At 61.4% G+C, this 10,353-nt stretch carries 4 protein-coding genes and 1 tRNA gene; 4 read left to right on the forward strand and 1 reads right to left on the reverse strand.

The genetic code is table 11. The features are described from left to right. Nucleotides 1-121 precede the first annotated feature (121 nt). Both QM649_RS19665 and QM649_RS19670 read left to right on the forward strand, forming a co-directional pair. On the forward strand, nucleotides 122-1,705 hold the full coding sequence (locus QM649_RS19665) for a carboxylesterase/lipase family protein (protein ID WP_415200777.1): 1,584 nt from the start codon (nucleotides 122-124) through the stop codon (nucleotides 1,703-1,705). A gap of 112 nt (nucleotides 1,706-1,817) precedes the next feature. After that, nucleotides 1,818-1,907: transfer RNA gene (locus tag QM649_RS19670), tRNA-Ser, on the forward strand. 121 nt (nucleotides 1,908-2,028) lie between these two features. On the opposite strand, the gene QM649_RS19675 is transcribed toward QM649_RS19670, so the two are convergent. Continuing rightward, on the reverse strand, nucleotides 2,029-2,562 hold the full coding sequence (locus tag QM649_RS19675; protein ID WP_415200778.1) for a papain-like cysteine protease family protein: 534 nt from the start codon (nucleotides 2,560-2,562) through the stop codon (nucleotides 2,029-2,031). Nucleotides 2,563-3,611: 1,049 nt separating this feature from the next. On the opposite strand from QM649_RS19675, the gene QM649_RS19680 reads away from it, so the two are divergent. Beyond that, nucleotides 3,612-7,412: a carboxypeptidase regulatory-like domain-containing protein gene (locus tag QM649_RS19680; RefSeq protein WP_415200779.1), complete on the forward strand. Its 3,801-nt coding sequence runs from the start codon at nucleotides 3,612-3,614 to the stop codon at nucleotides 7,410-7,412. Between the two features lie 77 nt (nucleotides 7,413-7,489). Continuing rightward, nucleotides 7,490-10,207: a glycosyl hydrolase gene (locus QM649_RS19685; protein ID WP_415200780.1), complete on the forward strand. Its 2,718-nt coding sequence runs from the start codon at nucleotides 7,490-7,492 to the stop codon at nucleotides 10,205-10,207. Nucleotides 10,208-10,353 lie beyond the last annotated feature (146 nt).

Genomic DNA, 10,353 nt, shown 5'->3' on the forward strand with positions numbered 1-10,353 from the left:
AGCCCTGAGCCCTGAGCCCTGAGCCCTGAGCCCTGAGCCCTGAGCCCTGAGCCGCCATTGCTATACCTTGGTGAGATCGCGCATCTTATCTTTCCATCAAGGACGCTGCCCGGACACTCTTATGACTCAGAAGCCTGTCGCTGCTCTTCGCCTGGTCGCCTTCTGCTGTGCTGCTCTTCTGTTCGCTCCGTGGATGCGCGCAGCCGGTCCGGAGGTGAAGACTGCGTCCGGCGCGCTCTCCGGCGTCGAGGACTCGTCGGCCCATGTTGTCTCCTTTGAGGGCATTCCCTTTGCTGCGCCGCCGGTTGGCGAGCTGCGCTGGCGCGCGCCGCAGCCTGTTCCGGCTTGGTCCGGTGTTCGCGTGGCCGATCATCCCGGGGCGAGCTGTATGCAAACTACGGCGAATGAACGCCTGCCCTGGACCTCCGAGTTTCTCGTCCATAACCAGGTGAGCGAGGACTGTCTTTATCTCAACGTGTGGACGCCGAATCGCAGCGCCTCTGCGAACCTGCCGGTGGTGGTCTACATCCATGGCGGCGGCTTTGTTGAGGGCTCAGGCGCGGTGAAGATCTACGACGGGACAAACCTTGCGAGCACGGGGCTTGTCGTCGTGACGATCAATTACCGTCTCGGCATTTTCGGATTCTTCGCGCATCCCGAGTTGGCGGCGGAGTCGCCGCATCATGCGGCCGGCAACTACGGGCTCATGGATCAGATTGCCGCGCTGCACTGGGTGCAGGCCAATATCCGCAATTTCGGTGGCGATCCGCAGCGTGTCACCATCTGGGGCCAGTCCGCGGGAGCTTTCAGCGTCGGAGCGCTGCTAATTTCGCCCGAGGCCAAAGGACTTTTTGCGGGAGCCATGGCGGACAGTGGCCTCTCGCTCGGCAATTTTCCCATGAAGGATCGCACGGCTGCCGAAGCGGAGGGTACGAAGTTTGCCGCCGATCATCATGCTGCATCGCTGCGTGATCTTCGCGCCATCTCTGCGGAGGATCTACTCAAGGCGCAGCAGCAGGCGGGTCACTTTGCGCCGGATATCGATGGCTGGGTGCTGCCGGCACCTCCTTCCGAGCTGGCGCGGAACCACGCGGGCAGCGATGTTCCGGTGATTACCGGATACCAGGCGAACGATGGGCTGCTCTTTACACCTGCCATGCACACTGCCGCCGACTACGAGTCGCTGGCACACAAGCGATATGGCAGCTTTGCCGATGAGTACCTGCGCCTTTACCCGGCAGCTTCGGAGCCGGAGATTACGAAGGCCACGGCAGAGGCCTCGCGGGACCGTGACCGCGTCTCGATGTATCTGTGGGCGGTGAACCGGGGGCAGAGCGCGCACAGCCCTGTCTTTACGTACTATTTCGATCGCGGCATTCCGTGGCCGCAGCACCCGGAATTCGGCGCGTTTCACACGGGCGAGATTCCCTATTTCTTCCGCAATTTCAACCTGCTCGATCGGCCATGGCAGAACGCGGATCACAGCGTCTCGGCACTGGCATCCGCATACCTGAAGGCTTTTGCCTCCACGGGCGCGCCGCGCGGCGATGGCCTGCCGGAATGGCCGCCGGTGAGCAAGGCTGTGGCGCAGACGATGGAGATCGGCGAGCATGCAGGCCCGATGCCGCTCGCAGGCAAGACGAAGCTCGACTTCTGGACTCGATACTTCCGCTCGCAAGAGAGCGAACACGCGCCGCTGTTCTGAACGTATTTCTGGTTATGTAGCTTTGGACTTCTATGCGGAAGCAGAAATGTGTTTCCCCTGAGCAGGATTCGGAGCGCGCCGCTACAATAAGGGCAGCGCGCCCGCGTCCCGCGGAGGGATGTGTGAGTGGTTGAAACAGGCGGTCTTGAAAACCGCTTTACTCGAAAGGGTAACGGGGGTTCGAATCCCTCTCCCTCCGCCAGCAAGCTTCCAGAGATCCCGCGTTTTTTTAGAGAGACCGGACAAGCCGCAATACGGGGAAAGCACTCATCCGGTCACGGAGCGAGCCGTAAAGAGATGTCGCAACGGCAACTCACAGCAATTTAACGGAAGTAATCAGGCGCATGTGCCCGCAAATTATCGAGGCTCGTCAGGCGGTGCACAGCATTGATATGCTTCCTTATCCAGTCGAGTGACTTGCGTGTTTCGCTCGCCCCAATCGGATCTTTGTAGATCAACTCTTCTCTGGCTTCATCGACTCCGATAGCGAGCACATAGTGAGATATCCATCCATGAAGGGCAATCGGTCCGCTGATGATCAGTGGACCATGTCTGTCCAACTTGCTTCTCCAGTCCGCGATGCCCCAGGCCAGAGGATTTTCTGTCCAGAGGCTCCTGGTGAGTTCACTTCCTTCTTTGTCGGGATCCCATGCCCACTTCCGTCCTCTGAATATGAGAAAGAAGTTGCCCTTCGTGGGAACAGGCAATGAGTTGAAGGCATCCCGAGGAATTTCACGCAGAGGGTTGTCTTGCCGAGAAACGAAACGAATAGCTGCATCGGCGCAGTATCGTCCGCAATTTGGGTCGAAGGGTATTACGCCTTCGCCTGTCTGCTCTTGGCGAAGTTGAGAAATCATTTCGACGTTGTCCAGGCGATTGCTCCCATCTGCCAGAAAGATGCACTGCAACGTGTAGGAACGTGTTGCTCGATGCGTCGGCAGTATGATTCCTGGCCGTGAAGACGCGATGGGGAAATGCGTGGGTGAGGGAAGTGTTCCTCGTTGTGGAGGCGATGGTTTATAGGCTGGAGGCGGAGCAAAACCCCTTGGGGCATGCATCTGCGCCGTGGCCTTCGGCTGAAAGCGGCTGCCGGAATGGCCCGGGTACGGTGAGGGCTGTATGGCTTTCGGCTGCGCCGGCTGAGCAGAAACCGGTCTGTACACGGGAGGAGGTGAGACGCCTGCCCGTGGTGCCGGCGGCAAACCCATGTTCGGTCGAGGATACGCGTCATGAGGGTACGCGTCATTTTGTGGGGAACCAAGCGGCGCGTTTCGCGGTGGGAGCGTGGGGTGAGCTTTCAGCGGAGAGGAAGAGGCAGTATCTCATAAGCCCCTTTGCTTGCCTGTTGGCGGCAGCGCCCGATGGACAGATGGTATACGCATGGGATGTCTCTCCTTGAGCCAGAGTCCCGCCGAGGCCCTCATCGTGAAGCCCGTCAGATCTACGAAGTACCATAAAAGAATCCTCGATGGCGGCCTAGAGCAATCAGGCTGATTCCCATGGGCCAACCACGCAATTGCCGCAAGCGGACCAAGAAATTTGTTCCCCGAGGTTCATGCGAGATCTCACAGAATCATTCAGAACCAGGGGTTAGGTATATCCAGCTCTCAGGTCTGCTCAGTCAAAACTTCCTTATTGCTTTCCACGTCCAGATTGCAGCCGACGGTCACCGCGCCTTCCTGCTCTTTAGTGGTCTGACCTCTAAGTCTCTATGGCTCAATACGATGCCGCAGATTGCTGATTTCGCGAGGGTTATCGGCCGAGCTCCAAAAAGCTTCCATGTGAATTAAGTGTTGACACCTGCATTCTCCGAGTCGTAGTTTTTCTGCCGGTTGAGTTTCTCCATTGAAATTGTTTCAAGGGGTAATGCATGAAAGCCTCACTTCACAGCGTTGCGTTCTCGGGTATGCGACGTCTGAAAGCCTTTACTACGCTGGCAGCGTTCGTTCTGTTTTTCGGGCTGCACCTCTCCAACGTGAATGCCCAGACCGGCGGCGAAGCCGGTATCCAGGGAACTGTTACGGACAAGACAGGCGCGGTGGTGCCGAATGCGTCCGTGACTGTGACGAACCAGGCGACCCACGTGAGCACCACGCACGCGGCCACCGGCGACGGCCTTTACACAATCTCGCCGGTGATCCCCGGCATTTACACGGTGACGGTGACGGCCGCCGGCTTCCAGATCTTCCGCCAGGAGAACCTGGCGGTCGACGCGCTGAAGATGACTGGCCTGAACGTGACACTGCAGGTGGGCAACCAGACCACCGAGGTGCGTGTGACTGCCGCGCCTCCTCCGCTGGAGACGACGAACGCGACGCTGGGCGGCGTGCTGGAGAATCACACCTACGAGAACCTGCCGCTACAGATGAGCGGCCAGCAGCGCGATCCCACGGCATTTGCCACGCTGCTGCCGGGCACTGTCGCAGGCACGCGCGCACCGGTGATCGGTGGCACGGGCAATTATCTTGCCGCGGTCTACGTGGACGGCATTCCGCTGACGACGATCAATCAGCAGGGCGATAACCGCGTGGTCTCGAATGCGATCCCGGTAGAGGCGATCGATCAGTTTCAGGTGGTGACGAGCACGCCCGCGGCGGAGTACACCGGCGCAGGCCTCATCAACTTCACCCTGCACTCGGGCGCATCGCAGTATCACGGTGTGGCTGCGACCTACTTCCGCAACACGGCCTTCGATACGTGGGGCTTTACGCCGCCCGGACTCACGGTGACCAACTCGGCCGGTGAGACGGTACCCGCGGCCAAGCCGGCCGAGCATCAGAACGAAATGGTCTTCTCGGGCGGCGGTCCGCTTCCCTTCCTGCGCAAGCGTGGGTTCTTCTACGTGACCTACGACAAGTACCACGGCCGTAGCGGCGTAAATCCGAATGTGATCACCGTGCCCACTGCGCTGATGCGCGAAGGCAACTTCAGCCAGCTCTCCGACAACATCTACGATCCGACCTCGACCGCTGCCTGCACCGCGGCCAACGGCGGCACGCTCTGCCGCAGCCAGTTTGCGGGTAATGTGATCCCGACTTCGTATCTCTCGCCGATCGCTCTGAAGATGCAGCAGTACCTGCCGGCCCCGGTGAACGACCAGCTGGTGAATAACACGCTGGCTGGCGTGCCCTCCGGATACGACAACTGGGAGATCGCCTCGCGCTTCGACTTCGACCTGACGCCGAAGCAGCGTCTCTCCTATGTGTGGACGTACGGTGTGCGCAAGAATGTGCCGTTCACCGTGGGCAACAGCGGCTATGTGCTGCCACTGCCGTACACGCAGGGCGGCTACGCGACGATCATCCCGGTGATGACGGATGTCGAGGACAACTGGCAGATCAGCAACTCGATGAGCAACCAGCTGAAGGTCGCCTTCAACCGCTTCTCGCAGCCGGTTGAGTCGCTCACGGATGGAATTGCACCGTATCGCGCGACGGCCGACCTCGGCATCACGAATCTGCCGACGGGGCAGGCGTCAGACGAGTTCCCCGGCATCACCTTCGGTACGAACACGCCGAACCCGACAGCCGAGGCGCAGTGGACCTCCGCCGGCGCAAGCGGCGCCACGCAGACCACGGTGCCAAACACCTATACGCTGCTCGACAACTTCCTGCTGGTAAAGGGAAGGCACAGCATCACCATCGGCGCGCAGCTGCAGTGGCTGGAGGATAACGTCGCATCGCAGCTTGGCCCATCGGGCATCTTTACTGCTGCGGTGAATGCAAACTCGACCGCGAACTTCGTCGGTAGCACGCTGTCGACGGGCACGTCGGGCTTCTCGTATGCGAGCTTCCTGCTTGGCGCCATGCCTTCGAGCAGCATCGCGATCCAGGCTGTCTCCGAGACGGGCGGCCGCTATCATGACATCTCGCCGTATGTGCAGGACGACTGGAAGGTCTCTCCCAAGCTCACGCTGAACCTGGGCCTGCGCTGGGATTACCTGACGCCGTTCAAGGAGGCCGAGAATCGCTGGAGCTTCCTGAATCCGGATCTTACGAACACGCTTACGGGCAACAAGGGCATGCTGCAGTTCGCGGGCAATCGCGGCGCGGGTGTGAGCTGCGAATGCACAACGCCGGTGCAGACGTATATGAAGAACTTCGGGCCGCGCATCGGCTTTGCCTACCAGGCAACGCCACGCACGGTGATCCGCGGCGGATACGGGCTGGTCTACTCGCTCGGCGGCGGTGTTGGCGGACGCTCCGGCGCGGGCAATGGCACGGGTGCGTCGGGCTTCAACGTGAATGCGACCTCTCCGGCCGAGGTGACCAGCGGCGCGGATGCGGGACCGTCCTACTATCTGAACAACAGCACCTACTTCCAGGGCGCCGGTCTGTCAAATACTGCTTATGGTGGCCCCGGATACACGCTGCCCACCACGCCGGCGATCAACGCCGCGGCGCAGACCACCAACACCGGCAACTACATCAACAGCGCGGGCAGCTTCGTGACAGCCAGCTCCGTGGCGTACGCCGATCCTTATCTCTCTGGCCGCGCGCCGGAATTTAACCTGTTCAACTTCGGCATTCAGCAGGCGCTCACGGACAACATCGTCCTCACGATGAACTATGCCGGTACGTCGAGCCACTTCCTTGCTCCATCCGCTGCGACGGCACGCGGTTACTGGAGCAACCAGATCAATCCGGTCTATATCAATGAGCTGGGTGGCGTGGCGGATTCAACCGGCAAAACCCCGCTGCTCGGCGCACTGGCGACACCGGCGAACATCGCGATCCTTGAAAAAGCGCTGCCGGGATACGCGCTTCCGTATGCTTCCATCTCTGCCGCGAATACGAAGGCGTCCATTGCCCAGACGCTCGTGACCTTCCCGCAGTATTCGGGGGTGACGGATACGTGGGGATCGAATGTGGGCAACCTCAACTACAACTCGATGCAGGTCTCGCTCAGCCAGCGTCCGTGGCATGGGCTCTCGTACACGGTGAATTACACGTGGTCGAAGAACATGGGCGACGACGGCACCTTCCGCAGCGGCTACGCGCTGCCGACCGGTAGCGTGGACGGCGGCGGGAGCTACAAGATGGACCGCATCGACCGTTCGCTCACCGTCGTCGATACGCCGCAGAGTGCAGCCGTCTTCGGTGTGTGGCAGATGCCTTTCGGCGCGAGCGGCCTGACGGGCAGCCACTGGGTGACACGCCAGCTCTTCCGCGGATGGCAGATCTCCTCCATCTACACCTATGCGAGCGGCGTCCCGCTGGCCATCACCTACGGTGGATGCACTGCGCCGCTGAGTGGTACCTGCGAACCGGATATGGCGCCGAACTTCGGCGGCAAGGTCCGCATCAATGGCGCTTATGGATCGCAGGCAACGAACAAGAACTTCACCAAACAGTACATCAATCCGGCGGCGTTTGTAGCGCCTTCCACCTATGCCCCGACAACGGCGGGAGCGACGTTTGCTTCCCCCGTCAACCGCATCGGCAACGCGGCACGCACCGCGCCGTATGGCCTGCGCAATCCGAACCACTGGAATGATGACGTCAGCCTGCGCCGCACCTTCCCGATTCATGAACAGGTGAACTTTGTCTTCGAGGTGGACAGCCTGAACGTGGCGAACCATCCGACCTTCAGCGGTGTGAACACTGCCTGGGGGCCGGCCGGCACCAGCGCGTACAGCTCTTTCGGCGAAGTTACGGGCGCAAGCGGCAATCGTGACTTCCAGTTCGCAGGCCACGTCAATTTCTGAGTGGCAGGCGCGGAGCCATCGAGAGGGGAGTAAGCCGGAATGAGGCGGTTTGTGCTGCTTTCGTGCAGGATAGTGAGATGAAGAAAGCAGCGATTCGATATGGCGCGGTTCTGGGCGTTCTCGCACTGTCCTGCCTTGCGCAGGGCAGTGCGCAGACGCTTGACGAGTTGCGCGGCGGCTTCCTGCATCCACCGGACAATGCGAAGCCGATGGTGCGGTGGTGGTGGTTTGGTCCGGCGGTGGTGCAGCCGGAGCTGGCCCGCGAGCTGGACGCGATGCATGCGGCCGGTATCGGCGGCGTGGAGCTTGCCGCGGACTATCCGCTGGCGCTCGACGATCCTGCGCATCAGTTGGTGAATCTTCGTTATGCTTCGCCGGAATACGCGGCGATGGTTCATTTCGCCGAGGATCACGCGCGTTCGCTTGGTATGCGCGTGGATCTTACGCTCGGCAGCGGATGGCCGTTCGGTGGCCCCGAAGTGTCGCTCGCCGATGCAGCAGGCAAGCTGAAGATTGTGGCCGTGCCGCTCGGCAGCGCCGATGCAAAGCTGCCTCAGCCTGTGGAGGGAGATAGTTTCATCGCCGCATTTGTCGCGGATGGCACGCCCGCGCATTACGATGCCGAGCATGCGCGGCAGCTCCCCGGAAGCACCATGCCTTCGGCTCTCGAGTCTGCGACGGATAAGTTGCAGGTGGAGCTGTTCTTCTTCGCCAGCCACACACGCCAGCAGGTGAAGCGCGCGGCCTTCGGTGGCGAAGGCTATGTGCTGGATCATCTGTCGAAGGCGGCAGTGGATCACTATCTCAACACGGTTGGCAGCGCGCTGCTGCAAGGGTTTCCTGACAAGCCGCCGTATGCGATCTTCTCGGATTCGCTCGAGGTGTATGGCGCAGACTGGAGCGCGACACTGCCGGAGGAATTCAGGCGTTGGCGCGGTTACGATCTTGTGCCCAACCTGCCGCTGCTTGCGCAGGGAGACACGCCACGGGCGGCGGCGATTCGTCGCGACTGGGGGCAGACGCTGGCCGACATGGTGCGCGACAACTATCTCGCGACGGTCGCGCAGTATGCCGCGCAGCACGGCACACGCTTCCGCTCGCAGACCTATGGCACACCGGGTGTGACGCTCTTTGACGAGCATGTGCCGCAGCTGCCGGAGGGCGAAGGGCCGCAGTGGCGCGACTTCTCGTATACGCGCTGGGCCAGCTCGGCGAATCATATCTTCGGCAATAACGTAACTTCGGCTGAGACCTTCACATGGCTGCATTCACCGGCCTTTCGCGCTACGCCGCTGGATATGAAGGTCGAGGCGGACCGCATGTTCCTGGAAGGCGTGAATCAGATCATCGAGCATGGCTATCCTTACTCCGCGCCGGGTGCGGAGGAACCTGGCTGGTCGCTGTATGCGGCTGCGGCGCTGAACGATCACAATCCGTGGTGGCCGGTGATGCCGGAGGTTGCGCGCTATCTTGCGCGCGTGAGCTGGCTGTTGCGCCAGGGGGAGCCGGCGAACGATGTCGCGATCCTGCTGCCCGAGGCAGATGCGCAGGCGGACTTTCGGCCCGGGCATGTCTCAGTGACTGACGGCATGGAGCATCGCATCACACCCGCGCTGATGGGCGCGGTGCTCGACGCCGGTTATAACCTCGACTATCTCGATCTCGCCTCTGCAGATGCGAAGGGCATTCGCTATCCGGTGGTGGTCGTGCCTCCCACGGAGCGCATGCCGCTGCATGGCGTGGAGCTGTTGCGGGCGTATGCGGCGAAGGGTGGGAAGCTGATCTTTATCGGCGAGACGCCCACGCGGGCAGCTGGGTTGAGCGATGAGAAGGACGATGCGAAGGTGGAGCAGGAGGCCGCAGCGCTGGTAAAGGCGTCGGTTCATATCGAGGATGCGAGCCAGCTGCCCGATGCGCTCGAGAAAACTGTGCCGCCGGATGTTTCGCTCGGAGAAACGGCGGGAAAGCTCGGCTTTCTTCATCGCCATCTGCCGTTCGCAGATGTCTATTTCCTCGCGAACACCAGCAATCAGCCGGTTCACTGGAGCCTGAAGGTGCGGGCGCATCGGAGTGCCGCGGAGTGGTGGGATGTTGAGTCAGGAAATGTAACCTCAGCGGTGACAGATGCGGATGTCGTGTTTCCTCCCTATGCTTCGCGGGTGCTGGTTCTGCATGATGGCCCGGCCGTGCATGCTGCGCCGGTGGCCAATCCCGCAGCGCCAGGGCGCGTCGCTGCGCTGGGTCCGTGGACGATGACGTTCCCGGGGAGCGCAGGCTCGAAGCCAGAGCCTGCGGAAGAGCCGCAGACGGATACGTTGTGGACAGACAGCGCTGCGACACGCTTCTACTCGGGCGAAGTCGTCTATCGTGCGCAGGTGCATGTCGATGAGGGGGAAGCACACAACGTGGTGTCGGTCGACTTTGCGCCATCCACGCCGCTTGAGGACACGCAGCCGCCGAACAAGCCTGGTATCCGGGCGTGGATCGATCCTCCGGTTCATGAGGCGGCGATTGTCTTCGTCAACGGCAAGCGGGCAGGCGCGCTCTGGCACCCTCCCTATGCGCTCGCGCTCACAGGCCTGCTGCGGAGTGGCGAGAACACGATCGAGCTGCACGTCTACAATACGGCCATCAATGAGCTGGCGGGGCAGCCTCCGCGCGACTACACCGAGCTCAAGGCGAAGTATGGAGACCGCTTCCAGATGCAGGATATGAATAATCTCGAGCCTGTTCCTTCAGGCATTCGCGGTCCGGTACGGCTGGTCTTTGGTGAGCAAAATGGGGGCGCGCAATGATGCGGCGGCTTTCGTTGTTTGCTGCGATGTTGCTGGCGGCCGGGAGTGCCTCCGCGTCGACTCTCTTCGTGAACGATTACGGGGCGCACGGGGATGGCAGCACGCTCGACACGGCCGCGATTCAGCGTGTGCTCGATACAGCCGCA

The organism is Silvibacterium sp. (assembly GCF_047605705.1).
Classification (GTDB): domain Bacteria; phylum Acidobacteriota; class Terriglobia; order Terriglobales; family Acidobacteriaceae; genus Silvibacterium.

Coding starts and splice junctions, on each gene's coding strand:
- QM649_RS19665 (WP_415200777.1), top strand. CDS start 122: ATGACTCAGAAGCCTGTCGCTGCTCTTCGCCTGGTCGCCTTCTGCTGT.
- QM649_RS19675 (WP_415200778.1), bottom strand. CDS start 2,562: ATGATTTCTCAACTTCGCCAAGAGCAGACAGGCGAAGGCGTAATACCC.
- QM649_RS19680 (WP_415200779.1), top strand. CDS start 3,612: ATGCGACGTCTGAAAGCCTTTACTACGCTGGCAGCGTTCGTTCTGTTT.
- QM649_RS19685 (WP_415200780.1), top strand. CDS start 7,490: ATGAAGAAAGCAGCGATTCGATATGGCGCGGTTCTGGGCGTTCTCGCA.